General features: G+C 60.4%; 13 protein-coding genes. 4 read left to right on the top strand and 9 right to left on the bottom strand.

Annotation, left to right across the window (positions count from 1 at the left end; genetic code table 11):
* Window positions 1-21: 21 nt before the first annotated feature.
* The 5 genes from alaC to acnB all read right to left on the bottom strand — a co-directional run bounded on the left by alaC (window position 22) and on the right by acnB (window position 6397).
* On the bottom strand, window positions 22-1260 hold the full coding sequence (alaC, locus tag WBK23_RS14290; protein ID WP_424484597.1) for an alanine transaminase: 1239 nt from the start codon (window positions 1258-1260) through the stop codon (window positions 22-24).
* A 179-nt stretch (window positions 1261-1439) separates the two neighbouring features.
* Window positions 1440-2018, bottom strand: coding sequence for an ANTAR domain-containing response regulator (locus WBK23_RS14285; RefSeq protein WP_424484596.1), 579 nt, complete (start codon window positions 2016-2018; stop codon window positions 1440-1442).
* A gap of 1 nt (window position 2019) precedes the next feature.
* Window positions 2020-3216: a CmpA/NrtA family ABC transporter substrate-binding protein gene (locus tag WBK23_RS14280; protein ID WP_424484595.1), complete on the bottom strand. Its 1197-nt coding sequence runs from the start codon at window positions 3214-3216 to the stop codon at window positions 2020-2022.
* Window positions 3217-3428: 212 nt separating this feature from the next.
* Entirely contained in the window at window positions 3429-3638 is a 210-nt protein-coding gene (locus tag WBK23_RS14275) for a YgdI/YgdR family lipoprotein (RefSeq protein ID WP_424484594.1), read from the bottom strand.
* A gap of 149 nt (window positions 3639-3787) precedes the next feature.
* Window positions 3788-6397 (bottom strand): bifunctional aconitate hydratase 2/2-methylisocitrate dehydratase, encoded by a 2610-nt coding sequence (gene acnB, locus WBK23_RS14270; protein ID WP_424484776.1) that lies wholly within the window; start codon window positions 6395-6397, stop codon window positions 3788-3790.
* A gap of 406 nt (window positions 6398-6803) precedes the next feature.
* On the opposite strand from acnB, the gene WBK23_RS14265 reads away from it, so the two are divergent.
* On the top strand, window positions 6804-7280 hold the full coding sequence (locus WBK23_RS14265; RefSeq protein WP_424484593.1) for a DUF1289 domain-containing protein: 477 nt from the start codon (window positions 6804-6806) through the stop codon (window positions 7278-7280).
* Between the two features lie 59 nt (window positions 7281-7339).
* Here the strand turns inward: WBK23_RS14265 and WBK23_RS14260 are convergent, their stop codons facing one another.
* The gene (locus tag WBK23_RS14260; RefSeq protein ID WP_424484592.1) at window positions 7340-8203 is read right to left on the bottom strand and encodes a universal stress protein; all 864 of its coding nucleotides are present in this window, start codon (window positions 8201-8203) and stop codon (window positions 7340-7342) included.
* A gap of 228 nt (window positions 8204-8431) precedes the next feature.
* Here WBK23_RS14260 and WBK23_RS14255 point away from each other — a divergent pair, with 228 nt between their 5' ends.
* Window positions 8432-9037, top strand: coding sequence for a tRNA-(ms[2]io[6]A)-hydroxylase (locus WBK23_RS14255; RefSeq protein ID WP_424484591.1), 606 nt, complete (start codon window positions 8432-8434; stop codon window positions 9035-9037).
* Window positions 9038-9086: 49 nt separating this feature from the next.
* Here the strand turns inward: WBK23_RS14255 and WBK23_RS14250 are convergent, their stop codons facing one another.
* From WBK23_RS14250 to WBK23_RS14240, 3 genes are all read right to left on the bottom strand, one after another.
* Window positions 9087-10436 carry an SPFH domain-containing protein gene (locus WBK23_RS14250; RefSeq protein WP_424484590.1) on the bottom strand — a complete coding sequence of 450 codons (1350 nt, stop codon included), beginning with the start codon at window positions 10434-10436 and terminating at the stop codon, window positions 9087-9089.
* 102 nt (window positions 10437-10538) lie between these two features.
* Entirely contained in the window at window positions 10539-11261 is a 723-nt protein-coding gene (lpxH, locus tag WBK23_RS14245; RefSeq protein ID WP_424484589.1) for a UDP-2,3-diacylglucosamine diphosphatase, read from the bottom strand.
* The gene (locus tag WBK23_RS14240; RefSeq protein ID WP_424484588.1) at window positions 11258-11755 is read right to left on the bottom strand and encodes a peptidylprolyl isomerase; all 498 of its coding nucleotides are present in this window, start codon (window positions 11753-11755) and stop codon (window positions 11258-11260) included. Before WBK23_RS14240 ends, lpxH begins: the two co-directional genes overlap by 4 nt.
* 188 nt (window positions 11756-11943) lie before the next feature.
* Between WBK23_RS14240 and WBK23_RS14235 the strand changes: the two genes are divergently transcribed.
* The gene (locus WBK23_RS14235) at window positions 11944-13608 is read left to right on the top strand and encodes a glutamine--tRNA ligase/YqeY domain fusion protein (protein WP_424484775.1); all 1665 of its coding nucleotides are present in this window, start codon (window positions 11944-11946) and stop codon (window positions 13606-13608) included.
* Window positions 13609-13814: 206 nt separating this feature from the next.
* Window positions 13815-15197: a cysteine--tRNA ligase gene (gene cysS / locus WBK23_RS14230; RefSeq protein WP_424484587.1), complete on the top strand. Its 1383-nt coding sequence runs from the start codon at window positions 13815-13817 to the stop codon at window positions 15195-15197.
* Window positions 15198-15274: the final 77 nt, after the last annotated feature.

Raw genomic sequence — 15274 nt, 5'->3', positions numbered from 1 at the left:
TAACCCATCTTCAGGTTTTGACTAGGGTGTGTTCTTGGTGGGCTTGTTGGCGGCTGGTGCGTCGAGCAAACCATCGGCACGGAACATGGCCTTGATGCCGCGAATCGCTTGACGGGTGCGATCCTGGTTCTCGATCAGGGCAAAGCGTACATGGTCATCGCCGTAGTCACCAAAGCCGATGCCGGGGGAGACGCAGACCTTGGCCTCCAGTAGCAGCTTCTTGGCGAACTCCAGCGAACCCAGGTGAGCATAAGGCTCGGGGATCTTGGCCCAGATATACATCGAGGCCTTGGGGTTCTCCACCATCCAGCCGATTTCATGCAGGCCTTTGACTATCACATTGCGGCGCTGGCGGTATTGCTCGGCGATATCGCGCACGCATTGCTGATCACCTTCAAGAGCCGCGATGGCTGCAACCTGCAGCGGGGTGAAGGTGCCGTAGTCGTGGTAGCTCTTGATCCGTGCCAGGGCGCTGACTAACTCTTTGTTGCCGACCATAAAGCCGATGCGCCAGCCGGCCATGTTGTAGCTCTTGGACAGGGTGAAGAACTCTACGGCGATGTCCTCGGCACCCGGCACCTGCATGATCGACGGGGCTTTCCAGCCGTCGTAGACGATATCGGCGTAGGCCAGGTCGTGGATCACCAGCACGTCGTACTGCTTGGCCAGGCTCACCACACGTTCGAAGAAGTCCAGTTCCACACACTGCGCGGTGGGGTTGGAGGGGAAGCCGAGAATCATCATCTTCGGCTTGGGAATCGATTCGCGAATCGCCCGTTCCAGCTCGGCGAAGAAGTCCACGCCGGGCACCAGCGGCACCGAGCGCACCTGGGCACCGGCGATCACCGCACCATAGATATGGATCGGGTAGCTGGGGTTGGGCACCAGCACGGTGTCGCCATGGTCGAGGGTGGCCAGCATCAAATGCGCCAGGCCTTCCTTGGAGCCGATGGTGACGATGGCTTCACTTTCCGGGTCGATCTCGACCGCATAGCGATCTTTGTACCAGCGCGAGATGGCGCGGCGCAGGCGTGGGATGCCGCGGGAGGTGGAGTAACCGTGGGTGTCTTCACGTTGGGCGACCTGCACCAGCTTTTCGACAATATGCGGTGGCGTGGGGCCATCCGGGTTGCCCATGCTGAAGTCGATGATGTCTTCGCCACGGCGACGCGCGGCCATCTTCAGTTCGGCAGTGATATTGAAAACGTAGGGGGGGAGTCGATCGATGCGCGCAAAGCGGCGCGAAGCTTGGTCAGCCATGCTTTCCTCGGATACGTAAGCGCCCGGAACCGTCCGAGCGACGTTGGCCAGTGCGCTGGCCAGGAGGCGAAGATAAGCGCGGTGCAGCGCCACTGTCCAGAGCAGTTGCGGGGAAACTTGGGAGTACAGCCGTAGGATGGGTTGAGCGCGCCTCAACCCATCCTACGCAGGCGTTCCTCTTAGCTGCCGAGCATGTCGTGCATGGCGATGATCTGCTCGGCCACCTGCGCCAGTTTCTGCTGACGGCTCATGGCCTGACGGCGCATCAGGGTGTAGGCCTCTTCCTCGTCGCAGTTCTTCATCTTCATCAGCAGGCCCTTGGCCAGCTCGATGCGCTTGCGTTCGGCCAGTTGGGCGTCGCGAGCCTGCAATTGCGCACGCAGGGCTTGATCGCTCTCGAAGCGCGCCATGGCCACGTCGAGAATCGGCTGCAGGCGCTGGGCGTGGATGCCTTCGACGATATAGGCGCTTACGCCGCTTTGGATGGCTTGGCGCATCACGCCGGGGTCGTGCTCGTCGGTGAACATGACAATCGGTCGCGGCTGGTCGCGGCTGACCAGCACCACTTGCTCCATGACGTCGCGGCCAGGGGATTCGGTGTCGATCAGGATCACGTCGGGGCGCACCGCCTCGACCCGTTCGGGCAGGTCAATGGTCAGGCCGGACTCGTCAATCACCTCGAAGCCGGCCTCGATCAGCGCCGCTTTCAGTCGCCCGACCTTCTTTGGCGTGTCGTTGATCAGCAGGATACGCAGCATCTTAGCGACTCTCCTGCAGGGCGCTGGCTGGCGCGTCGGCCAGCGCGTGCAGGGCAAAGCTGCGGGCGTAGGCGGCAGGGTCGCTGCCGTCCCAGTGCTTGCCATCGAGTAACTGGCAGCTGCGCATCTCGCCAGGAGTCTGGATATTCAATGCTTCGGCGGCCTGGCGGTAGAGGTCGAGTTGTTGCACCTGACGCGCGACCGCCAGGTAGTCGGGGTCGTCGCGCAGCAGGCCCCAGCGGCGGAACTGGGTCATAAACCACATGCCGTCCGACAGGTAGGGCATGTTCACCGTGCCTGCGCCATGAAAACGCAGAGGATTACTGTCCTGCCATGCATGACCGAGGCCGTCCTGGTATTGGCCGAGAAAGCGCGGCTGGATCGCCGACAACGGGGCGTCGACATAGTCGCTGCCGCTGAGCAATTGCGCGGTGCTGCGTTTGTTTTCTTCGCTCTCATCGATAAACCGGCTGGCTTCCAGCACGGCCATTATCAGGGCGCGCGCGCTGTTGGGGTTGTGCTCGACAAACTCGCGAGTGCAACCCAGGACTTTCTCCGGGTGATCCGGCCAGATCGACTGGCTGGTGGTCAGGGTGCAACCCATCTGTTCATCCACCGCCTGGGCGCTCCAGGGTTCGCCGACGCAGAAGCCGTCGATACGTCGGGCTTTCAGGTGGGCGAGCATCTGTGGCGGCGGTACCACTACGCTGTCGACATCGCGCAGCGGGTGAATGCCCTGGCTGGCCAGCCAGTAATACAGCCACATGGCGTGGGTGCCGGTGGGAAAGGTCTGGGCGAAGGTGAGCTTTGCACCGCCTTGGTGCGCGCGCTGTGCCAGCGCGCTGCCGCTGCTCACGTTCGCAGCCTGCAACTCTGGCGACAGATTGATGCTCTGGCCGTTGTGGTTGAGGCCCATCAGCACGGCCATATCGGTGGCAGGCGCGCCGCCAAGTCCTAGCTGAACGCCATAGATCAGGCCGTAGAGGCTGTGGGCCGCATCCAGCTCGCCGCTCAAAAGTTTGTCACGCAGGGTGGCCCAGGAGGCCTGGCGCTGCAGGTTAAGCGTGAGGCCGTACTTCTCGGCGAAGCCTTGCGTAGCGGCAACTATCACCGACGCGGCGTCGGTCAGGGCCATAAAGCCGATATTCAGCACCGGTTTCTCCGGTGCACTGCTGCGGCTGCTGTCGTGCTCGCTCATTACGCTTTTCCTTTGGCCACACAAAAAGGTGCCGTGCCAATTGCCGACTCAGTCTGCGATTGGAACGACACCATTGTCTATCGAGCCGCTTCCGCCGTTGGAATGCGCTCTGCTGGCTAATGCAAAGCAAGGCATATGCCAGAGCACGGCTGGGAATGCTGCAGAAAAAACAAACCCCGCCGGGGCGGGGTTTGCGATGTGCTTGCGGACGCTTAACGTTCCAGCATCTGTTTGACCGAGCTTTGCGGGATTTGCTGTACGCGACCTTCGCTATCGGTGAACTCGATCATGCCGGTGTCCTCGTCCAGCTGCGGTTTGCCATCACTGGTCAAAAGCTGCCCGTCGGTGGTGCTGATGATGTATTCGCTGCTGCAGCCAGCCAGGCTGAACAGGCAAAGTGCAGCGATGATCCAGTGCTTCATGTGTTTCTCCTAATGGTGATGCGGTGCGTTGTGCCCCCAGGCGCAGAAGGTAGCTGTTTGGCTTTGTTCTGTGCAATTGGCGCGTAAAGAAAAAGCCCCGCACAGGGCGGGGCTCTTCTTTGATACATGCAGCGAGATGCGTTGTTTCGTTAGGCTTGAACGACCGGGATCTGGGCGTTTGCAGCAGCTTCACGGAACTCGGCGATCTGATCGAAACTCAGGTAGCGGTAAACGTCCGCGGCCATGGTGTCGATTTTCTTCGCGTAGACCATGTATTCCTCAACAGTCGGCAGCTTACCGGTGATGGCCGCAACAGCCGCCAACTCGGCCGAAGCCAGGTAGACGTTGGCACCATCGCCCAGACGGTTGGGGAAGTTACGGGTGGAGGTCGAAACCACAGTGGAGTTCGCCTCAACGCGTGCCTGGTTACCCATACACAGCGAGCAGCCCGGCATTTCCATGCGCGCGCCGGCTTTACCGTAGATGCCGTAGTAGCCTTCTTCGGTCAGTTGATGCTGGTCCATCTTGGTCGGCGGCGACAGCCACAGACGAGTCGGCAGGGTGCCTTCGACTTTTTCCAGCAACTTACCGGCAGCGCGGAAGTGACCGATGTTGGTCATGCACGAACCGATAAACACTTCGTCGATCTTCTCGCCCTGAACGCTGGACAGCAGACGAGCGTCGTCCGGGTCGTTCGGTGCGCAGAGAACTGGCTCGTTGATGTCGGCCAGGTCGATTTCGATGATTTCGGCGTACTCGGCGTCCTTGTCGGCTTCCATCAGCTTCGGATCGGCCAACCAGGCTTCCATCGCTTGAGCGCGACGTTCCATGGTGCGCGCATCGCCGTAGCCTTCGCTGATCATCCAGCGCAGCAGGGTGATGTTCGAACGCAGGTATTCGGCGATGGCCTTTTCCGGCAGCTTGATGGTGCAGCCGGCAGCAGAACGTTCGGCGGAGGCGTCGGACAGCTCGAAAGCCTGTTCAACGGTCAGCTCGTCCAGACCTTCGATCTCGAGGATGCGGCCGGAGAAGATGTTCTTCTTGCCTTTCTTCTCGACGGTCAGCAGGCCTTTCTGGATGGCCACGTAAGGGATGGCATGCACCAGGTCACGCAGGGTGATGCCTGGTTGCAGTTTGCCCTTGAAGCGCACCAGTACCGACTCCGGCATGTCCAGCGGCATTACGCCAGTGGCAGCGGCGAAGGCAACCAGACCGGAGCCGGCCGGGAAGGAGATGCCGATCGGGAAGCGGGTGTGCGAGTCACCACCGGTACCGACGGTATCCGGCAGCAGCATGCGGTTCAGCCAGCTGTGGATGATGCCGTCGCCAGGACGCAGGGACACGCCGCCACGGGTGCGGATGAAATCCGGCAGGGTGTGGTGGGTGGTGACGTCGATTGGCTTCGGATAAGCAGCGGTGTGGCAGAACGACTGCATCACCAGGTCAGCGGAGAAGCCCAGGCAAGCCAGGTCTTTCAGCTCGTCGCGGGTCATCGGGCCAGTGGTGTCCTGGGAGCCGACGGTGGTCATCTTCGGTTCGCAGTAGGTGCCCGGACGGACGCCTTTGCCAGCCGGCAGGCCGCAGGCCTTACCAACCATCTTCTGCGCCAGGGTGAAACCCTTGGTGCTAGCAGCAGGTGGCTCAGGCAGTTTGAACAGATCGGTTGGGCCCAGGCCCAGTTCGGCACGCGCTTTCTCGGTCAGACCGCGACCGATGATCAGCGGGATACGGCCGCCAGCGCGGACTTCGTCGAGCAGTACTGGGGTCTTCATTTCGAAGGTGGTCAGTACTTCGTCGGTGCCGTGTTTGCAGACTTTGCCAGCATGCGGGTACAGGTCGATCACATCGCCCATGTGCATGTTGGAAACGTCGAATTCGATTGGCAGAGCGCCGGCATCTTCCATGGTGTTGTAGAAGATCGGAGCAATCTTGCTGCCGAAGCAGAAGCCGCCAGCGCGCTTGTTCGGCACGTTAGGGATGTCGTCGCCGAAGAACCACAGCACCGAGTTGGTGGCGGATTTACGCGAGGAGCCGGTACCGACTACGTCACCGACGTAGGCAATTGGGAAGCCTTGACCGCGCATGGCTTCGATCTGTTTCATCGGGCCGGTTACGCCTTGCTCGTCCGGCACGATGCCGTCACGGGCCATTTTCAGCATGGCCAGGGCGTGCAGCGGGATATCCGGACGCGACCAGGCGTCTGGAGCCGGCGACAGGTCGTCGGTGTTGGTTTCGCCAGTCACCTTGAATACGCGCAGGCTGATCTTGTCGGCCAGAGTCGGGCGGTTCTTGAACCACTCGCCGTCAGCCCAGGATTGCAGTACGCCTTTGGCGTGAACGTTGCCGTTCTTGGCTTTTTCAGCGACGTCGTGGAAAGCGTCGAACATCAGCAGGGTGTGCTTCAGTTGCTCGGCAGTCACGGCAGCCAGTTCGCTGTCGTCGAGCAGCTCAACCAGGGTGGCGATGTTGTAACCGCCTTGCATGGTGCCGAGCAGTTCAACAGCGTGTTGCTTGCTGATCAGTGGGGAAGTGACTTCGCCTTTGGCAAGGGCAGAGAGGAAACCGGCCTTGACGTAGGCGGCTTCATCGACGCCTGGCGGCACGCGGTTGGTGATCAGGTCGAGCAGAAAGGCTTCTTCGCCGGCTGGCGGAGTTTTCAGCAGCTCGATCAGGCCTGCGGTTTGTTCGGCGTTCAGCGGCTGGGGCACGATACCCTGAGCGGCACGCTCTGCTACATGTTTGCGATAGGCTTCAAGCACAGTTATTACCCTCATCAGTGGTCCCAAAGGGTTGTCCGGGACGCGATCCAGAAAACACCGAACCAAGCGCTTCGTGGCTTTATGGGCCGCTCAGCCGAGGTTTCGCTGCTTTCTTGCAGAAGCTGTTTTCAAAGTTTTACGCCGGCAGGACGGGCTTGATGAGGGCTGGTGCAGACACTTGAAGGGTGGCTCAAGGGTCGGCACCAACATCGAACCTGCAGGATTGACTGTGCTCGTGACGCTTTGAAAACAGCTTCCAACGGACGTTGCTGCCTCTAAAAGGCCGGCCGATTCTACTGGAAAGATTTTATAAAGTTAAGTAAAAGCCCCAGCCGATCTAGGGGTGATCTGCCTTAGACAAAGGGCTAAGATGCCAGCCTGTCCGCCAGTATCTATGCCTTTCGTCATGTCCAATCAACGTATCAAAACCCCTTGTGTTGGCCTGTGCTCCACTGTTTACGGTGATTTGGTCTGCCGTGGCTGCAAGCGCTTCCATCATGAGGTGATCAATTGGAATGGCTATAACGAAGAGGAAAAGCACGCGGTCTGGCTGCGCCTGGAAGTGCTTCTGGTGCAGGTGATGGCCGGCAAACTCGAGATTTTCGATACGGCGCGCCTGCGCAACCAGCTGGAGCAGCGCAAGATTCGCTTTGTGCCACAGCAATCGCCGTATTGCTGGGCGTACCAGCTGATTGCCCGTGGCGCGCGGGTGATCAGTCAGTTGAATGCCTACGGTATGGTGCTGCTGCCGGAATTTCGTGAGTGGAACCTGCCAGAGCTGCGTGACGCCATCGACCGCGAGTTCTTTCTGCTTTCCGAGGCGCACTACGAGCGCTATATCGCCCCGCGATTTTTGCGTGAAGGCCTGGAAATCAGGGTTTAAATCGGGTTTTAAACGACAAAGCCGCCTTTTTAGGCGGCTTTGTCGTTTCAGCGGCTGGCTCAGCGTTGGGCAACCAGCTCTTCCAGGTGGGCGATGATATCGTCGGGTTTGAGCACCAGCACGTCGCTTTCCAGTGAGTCGAGAATCACCTCGGCGGTGTTGCCGATCAAAGCTCCGGAGATCCCGGTACGTGCCACGGTGCCGATCACCGTGACGCCAGCCTTGAGCTGGTGCGCGGTATGCGGAATCAGCACGTCGGCCGGGCCTTCGGCGATATGCAGGCGCTCATCGCTGATCTCGTATTCGGCCTGGAACGCCTTGCACTGTTCACGGTAGCGCGCCTCGATGGTTTCCTTGAGTTGGAAGGTCGGGTCGGCGGCCGAGAGCATGGGGGCGGGGTGGGCGCTGATCACATGCAGCTCGGCCTTGGCCAGTGCGGCGATATCGAAGCCGTGGCTGACGATGCTGGTGTGCAGGGTGCGGTGTTCGTTATCGGCGTTGCCGACATCGACCGCAGCCAGAATGGCGGTGCCAGCCCAGGATCTGTCGGTTTTGACCATCAGCACCGGTGCTGGGCAGTAGCGCAACAGCTTCCAGTCGTCAGGGGTGAGCAGGGCCTTTTTCAGCGGGTTGTCGGGGAAGTGCTGCTTGATCACCAGGCCGCAGCCTTCTGCCTGCTGCACGCTGATAATGGTTTGGTGCAGGTTTTCATTCCAGGCCTGCTGGCTGGAGGTGCTGAAACCTTCGCTGTCGAGCAGGCCGGTCAGGTCACGCAGGTAATCGCTGTGGTCACCCTTCTTGTCGCACACCAGCAAGTGCAGGTGCGATTGAGTGACGCCGGCAATCAGCTTGGCGCGTTTCAGGGCCAGACCTTCCGCGTGGTTTGGCTCCATTACCACCAGAATGCTGCGAATAGCTTGCATGATCATCTCCATGTGCAGTCGGTTGTACTGTTTATCACTATAGATCGCTGCCGCCCGGTTGGTGCTTGATCGGTGTCAAGCGAGTGGCTGTTCGCGCGCTCATTCGTATAATGGCCGCCCTGTAGCGGCCTCACGCCAGCCTGCCTAATTTTGTGAATTTATGTATCTGTTAGCCGAAATCGATTACCTGCTGCGTTGCAGCGCTTCCGCTCTCCGGGATATGCGCCCATGAATCTGCCGGAGATTCACGAGTTTCTCGGTTGCCGCACGCCGGATGGCTGGCTCGCGGCCGCCTTGGCTGACCAACAGACGTTGCTGATCGATCACAAGAACTGCGAGTTCAAAGCCGCGAGCACGGCGCTGAGTCTGATGGCCAAGTACAACACCTATGCCGACCTGATTAACGCCATGTCGCGCCTGGCCCGCGAGGAGCTGGTGCATCACGAGCAGGTACTGCGCCTTATGAAGCGGCGCAAGATTGGCCTGCGCCCGGTGTCGGCGGCGCGTTATGCCTCGGGCCTGCGCAAGGCGGTGCGTACCCATGAACCGGTCAAACTGGTGGATACCTTGGTGGTTGGCGCGTTTATCGAGGCGCGCAGTTGTGAGCGCTTCGAGGCGCTGGTGCCGCACCTGGATGAAGAACTGAGCAAGTTCTACTTCGGTTTGCTGAAGAGCGAGGCGCGGCATTTTCAGAACTATCTGAAACTGGCCTATCAGTACGGCGAGGAGCGTGACGTCAACCAGGCCATCGAGCGGGTGAGGGCGGTTGAGCGCGAGCTGATCGAGTCGCCGGATACGGAGATGCGCTTTCACAGCGGCGTGCCCACGCTCTAAAACAAAAAAGCGCCCTGATGGGCGGTTTTTATTGATCACTGATGTGGCGTTACTGCTTTACGCTCAAATCCAGCGCCAGATCGCGCGCGGCCTTGGTCGCCAATACGCCCATCAATTGGCCGATTTCATCCTGGCGGCTGCTTGCGCCGTCCTTGCCGCCGCCCATCATCACGCTCGGCACCGGAGCCTGCGAGGCCGCTTGCGCCCAGACCTTGTTGATTTCGATCAGCGCATCCAGCTTGGGTTGCAACGCACCGTCCGCCTTGATCACCGCTTCACGGGCGTAGGCCTCGGCATCGGCGGTGATCTTCGTGGCATCGGCGGTGATTGCGGCCTTGTCGCGTAGCAGCTCGGCGGTCTGCTTCTCGATTTCGGCGCGGCCTTTTTCGCGTTCGGCGTTGATGCGCGCCAGTTGCTTCTCGGTTTCCGCCTGGGTAGTGCGTTCGATCTGGTCGCGCAGGGTTTCCTGGCGACGCGCTTCCACTTCCTTCTCACCGCGGGCGGTGACCAGCAGCTTCTCTTCCTCTTCCTTCAGACGGTTTTGCCGTGCCACAGCCAGTTCGGCCAGTGCCTGCTGCACCTTGACCATGCGCTGTTTGTACTGCGGGTTGGGGTCGACGTTGGTGATGCGCGCCTCGACTACTTCCACGCCGTACTTGCGGAACTGCTGCTGTTTGCGCACTGGGATGCCCTTGCTGTCCATGACCTTCTCGGTAACGAACTGGCTGGCGTTGTTATCGCCGAACGCGCCTTGTTCGGTGCCGGCTTGGAGAATGGCGGTCTGGCTCGGCTGATGGCCACGCGGGCCACGCACTTCGCGGCGTTTGATCAGGTACAGGCCGTCGTTGAGCTGGTTTTCGAACTCGGCGGCGAATTCGCTGCGCGCGCCGGCATAGAAGTCATCGGCGCTCATCAGCGAGGCGGTGGCTTGCAGGGTTTCCTTGATCGCCGGGACCAGCGCGGTTTTGATGAAGTTCTCCGGGTTGCGGTATTCCTGGGCAATCTTCAGGAACTGGTCGCCCGCCGGCAGGCGAAAGCGCGCAGACGACTCGACCTTGGCATCGACGTTGCCGAGAAACACGATGGGGAAGGCTTCAATGGTCGCACCGAGCGAATCGTTGTCGCTGCTGTCGTCGATGGCCAGGGCTTCGGTGAGCACCGATTGCACGCTAAGCGCCTTCTTCCAGGCGGTGGCACGGCCGAACCATTTGGTCGCGTAGCCCACGTCGTCGACGATCTTCTCTTCACCGAAGATGGTGCGTACGTGGGTAGCGAAACCGGCTTCGTTATAGAAGAACACGCCGTTGAAGGTGACGAAGCCGATTGCGGCGACCAGTACGGGCAGGCCGACGTACTTGACGAGGGAGCGTTTTGAGGGGGCTCCGTTGGAGATTTCCATGATCTGTCCTTGATGAGGGGAAAAGAGTTCGAATGCTGGGGAGGCGCGCGCTGGGCGTCAAGTCGGGCAGGGTCGATATGTGCCTTGCCTCGCGTGGATTCTTCAGGCGAGCGGGAAGGGTGCTTGCTGAAAACCGCTGGCGTCGACCTGCAAGGCCCAGCCCTGGCTGTCCCAGTCGCCCAGGACAATCCGCCGCGCCGCTTGGCCGTCAACCGCCAGCTGGTGCACCGCCGGGCGGTGGGTGTGGCCGTGAATCAGCGTGCGTACGCCATAGGCGGTCATGATCCGCGGCACTTCTTCGGGCGTGACGTCGATGATCTGGCTGGCTTTCATGCGGGTTTGTGCACGGCTTTCGCTGCGCAGCTTGCGCGCCAGTTTGTGCCGGGTGCTCAGCGGCAGGTTGCGCAGGATAAACAGCGAAAGCGGGTTGCGCAGCCAGCGGCGCAGCTTCATATAGGCCAAGTCCTGGGTGCACAGGCTGTCGCCATGCATCAGCAATACCTGTTCGCCGCCTAATTCGACCAGGCAAGGGTCTTTTAGCAGGGTGCAGCCGGCTTCGCGGCAGAAGGCCTTGCCGAGCAGGAAATCACGGTTGCCGTGCATCAGGTAGATGCGCGTGCCGCTGTCGCTCAGTTGGCGCAGGGCTTGGGCAATCGAGCGTTGAAAGGGGGTAATGGCGTCATCGCCGACCCACACTTCAAAGAAGTCGCCGAGGATATACAGCGCCTCAGCCTGGGTCGCGCGAGTCTTGAGGAAGTCCAGGAACGCCCGGCTGATGTCCGGGCGCTCCTGTTCAAGATGCAGATCGGAGATCAGTAGAATCACTCAACGATCTCGGCGCGCTCGATGATCACGTCATCAACCGGCACATCCTGGTGGCCGGATTTGCTGGTGGTGGCGACGCCCTTGATGGCGTTGACCACGTCCATGCCTTCAACCACTTCACCGAACACCGCATAGCCCCAGCCTTGTACGGTCGGCGCGCTGTGGTTGAGGAAGCCGTTGTCGGCAACGTTGATAAAGAACTGCGCGCTGGCCGAATGCGGCTCCATGGTACGGGCCATGGCGACGGTGCCGATCTTGTTGGCGACGCCGTTGTTGGCTTCGTTCTTGATGCTCGGGCGCTTGTCTTGCTTTTCTTTCATGCCTGGCTCGAAACCGCCACCCTGGATCATGAAGTTGCTGATCACGCGGTGGAAAACGGTGTTGTCGTAATGACCGTCTTTGACGTACTGCTTGAAGTTGGCCACGGTTTCCGGGGCTTTGTCTTCGAACAGGTTGAGGGTGATAACGCCGTGGTTGGTGTGCAGCTTGATCATCGAGATAGTCGCTCTGTCGAGAAATCCACGAACCGTCGGAATTTCCTTTGGTTACGCCGCATTAGCGTGAGGTAAAGGTTATTCAAGCGGTGCTTGGGCCTGTCAGGGGGTTGACAGCTTCGGCTATGATAAGCGCTTTGTTTTAGTCGGCCTACCCTACGCCGCGCACCAGCATGATCAAGGACACCATGAGCAAGCCAGAAACTGTCGCCGCCGCTAACTTTCTTCGCCCCATCGTCCAGGCCGATCTGGATGCCGGCAAGCACGCGAAGATCATCACCCGTTTTCCGCCGGAGCCCAACGGCTACCTGCATATCGGCCACGCCAAGTCGATTTGCCTGAACTTCGGCCTGGCCCAGGAACTGGGTGGCGAGTGCAACCTGCGCTTCGACGACACCAACCCGGCCAAGGAAGACCAGGAATACATCGACGCGATCAAGAGCGACGTGCAGTGGCTGGGCTTTCAGTGGGCCGGCGAGGCGCGCTACGCCTCCAACTATTTCGACCAATTGCATGACTGGGCCGTCGAGCTGATCAAGGCCGGCAAGGCGTATGTCTGTGATTTGTCCCCGGAACAGGCTCGCGAATACCGCGGCAACCTGACCGAGCCGGGCAAGAACAGCCCGTTCCGCGAGCGCAGCGTCGAGGAAAACCTCGACCTGTTCGCCCGTATGAAAGCCGGCGAGTACCCGGACGGCGCTCGCGCCCTGCGTGCGAAGATCGACATGGCTTCGCCGAACATGAACCTGCGCGACCCGATTCTCTATCGCATTCGCCATGCTCATCACCATCAGACCGGCGACAAGTGGTGCATTTACCCGAGCTATGACTTTACCCACGGTCAGTCGGACGCCATCGAAGGCATCACCCACTCCATCTGCACCCTGGAATTCGAAGATCACCGCCCGCTCTACGAGTGGTTCCTCGAGCAGCTGCCGGTGCCGTCGCAGCCGCGTCAGTACGAATTCGCCCGGCTGAACCTGAACTACACCATCACCAGCAAGCGCAAGCTCAAGCAGTTGGTTGACGAAAATCACGTCAATGGCTGGGACGACCCGCGCATGTCGACCCTCTCGGGCTTCCGCCGCCGTGGTTACACGCCGGCGTCGATCCGCACCTTCTGCGACATGATCGGTGTCAACCGCGCCGGCGGCGTGGTCGATGTCGGCATGCTCGAGTTCGCCATCCGTGACGACCTCGACGCCAATGCCGCACGTGCCATGTGCGTGCTCAAACCGCTGAAAGTGGTCATTACCAACTACCCAGAAGGCCAGGTCGAGAACCTCGAACTGTCGCGCCATCCCAAGCAGGACATGGGCGTGCGTGTGCTGCCGTTCAGCCGCGAGATCTATATCGACGCCGGTGACTTCGAGGAAACCCCGCCGGACGGCTTCAAGCGCCTGATTCCGGGTGGCGAAGCGCGGTTGCGCGGCAGCTACGTGATTCGCGCCGACGAGGCGATCAAGGACGCGGCGGGCAATATCATCGAGCTGCGCTGCAGCTACGACGAGAACACCCTGGGCAAGAATCCCGAGGGCCGCAAGGTCAAGGGCGTGATCCACTGGGTGCCGGCCGCCGAGAGTGTCGAGTGCGAAGTGCGCCTGTACGACCGCCTGTTCCGCTCCGCCAATCCGGAGAAGGACGAAGAGGGCGGCAGCTTCCTCGATAACATCAACCCGCAATCGCTGGTGGTGCTCAAAGGCTGTCGCGCCGAGCCGTCGCTGGCCGATGCGGCACCGGAAGAGCGCTTCCAGTTCGAGCGCGAAGGCTATTTCTGCGCCGATATCAAAGACAGCAAGCCAGGCGCGCCGGTGTTCAACCGCACCGTGACGCTGCGTGACTCCTGGGCCTAAGAGTCTGTCTCGGATCTACTGCGCGTCGGCGATACTGCGTTAAAAATGGCCTCGGAATGCTCATTTACAGTTGTAAACTCCGCTTCCTTGGCCATTTTTGCCTTGTCTCGCTCTAGCTCGCGAGATCCGAAATAGCCTCTAAAGGCTCAGGCGCTCTGATTAGAACCGGGCCGGCATACTGGCCCGTGGTTTTCCAAGGAATATCGATGCTCTCGATCTACAACACGCTGACCAAAAGCAAAGAAGCCTTCAAGCCGCTGGACGGCAATAAGGTGCGTATGTACGTCTGCGGCATGACCGTGTACGACTACTGCCACATTGGTCACGGTCGCAGCATGGTGGCGTTTGACCTGGTGACTCGCTGGTTGCGCTTCAGTGGTTATGACCTGACCTATGTGCGCAACATCACCGACATCGAAGACAAGATCATCAACCGGGCCCGGGAGAACGGCGAGCCGTTTGATGCCCTGACCGCGCGCATGATCGATGCCATGCACGAGGATGAGGCGCGCCTGAATATCCTCAAGCCGGACATGGAACCGCGCGCCACGGATCATATTCCGGGCATGTTGAGCATGATCCAGACCCTGATCGACAAGGGCTACGCCTACGCTCCGGGCAATGGCGATGTGTACTACCGCGTCGCCAAGTTCATGGGCTACGGCAAGCTGTCGCGCAAGAAGATCGAAGATCTGCGCATCGGCGCGCGCATTGAAGTCGACGAAGCCAAGCAGGACCCGCTGGACTTCGTGTTGTGGAAAGGCGTCAAGCCGGGCGAGCCGAGCTGGGAATCGCCGTGGGGCGCGGGTCGTCCGGGCTGGCATATCGAGTGCTCGGTGATGTCGACCTGCTGCCTGGGTGAGACTTTCGACATTCATGGCGGCGGCAGCGACCTGGAGTTCCCCCACCACGAAAACGAAATCGCCCAGAGCGAGGCGGCCACCGGCAAGCCTTACGCCAATGCCTGGATGCACTGCGGGATGATCCGCATCAATGGCGAGAAGATGTCCAAGTCATTGAACAACTTCTTCACCATTCGCGATGTGCTGGAGAAGTACCACCCCGAGGTGGTGCGCTACCTGCTGGTATCCAGTCACTATCGCAGCCCGATCAACTACTCGGAAGACAGTCTCAAGGACGCCAAGAGTGCATTGGAGCGCTTCTATAACGCGCTCAAAGGTCTGCCGGCCGTGCCGGTGGCCGGGGGCGAGGCATTCGTCGAGCGGTTTGCTGTGGCCATGAACGATGACTTCGGCACGCCGGAGGCTTGCGCTGTGCTGTTCGAGCTGGCTCGTGAGATCAACCGCCTGCGCGAAACAGATCTGCAGGCCGCTGCTGGTTTGGCGGCGCGTTTGAAGGAGCTGGCCGGGGTGCTCGGCGTCTTGCAGTTGCAGCCGGACGACTTCCTTAAAGCAGGAGCCGAGGGCAAGGTTGACGCCGCCGAAGTGGATGCGTTGATCGCCGCGCGCCTGCAGGCTCGCGCCGAGAAGAACTGGGCCGAGTCCGACCGTATTCGCGACCAGATCACCGCCATGGGCGTGGTTCTGGAAGACGGCAAGGGTGGCACCACCTGGCGTTTGTCTGAGTAACCGTTCTGCTGGATTGAAAAGGCCGCTCTCGAGCGGCCTTTTTATTTGGCGCGGATTGCGCCCTGTTCCCGCACCCC

The organism is Pseudomonas sp. (assembly GCF_049653025.1).
Taxonomy (GTDB): domain Bacteria; phylum Pseudomonadota; class Gammaproteobacteria; order Pseudomonadales; family Pseudomonadaceae; genus Aquipseudomonas.
The sequence above is the reverse complement of the archived record's forward strand: the minus strand, read 5'-3'. Positions and strand labels throughout refer to the sequence as shown.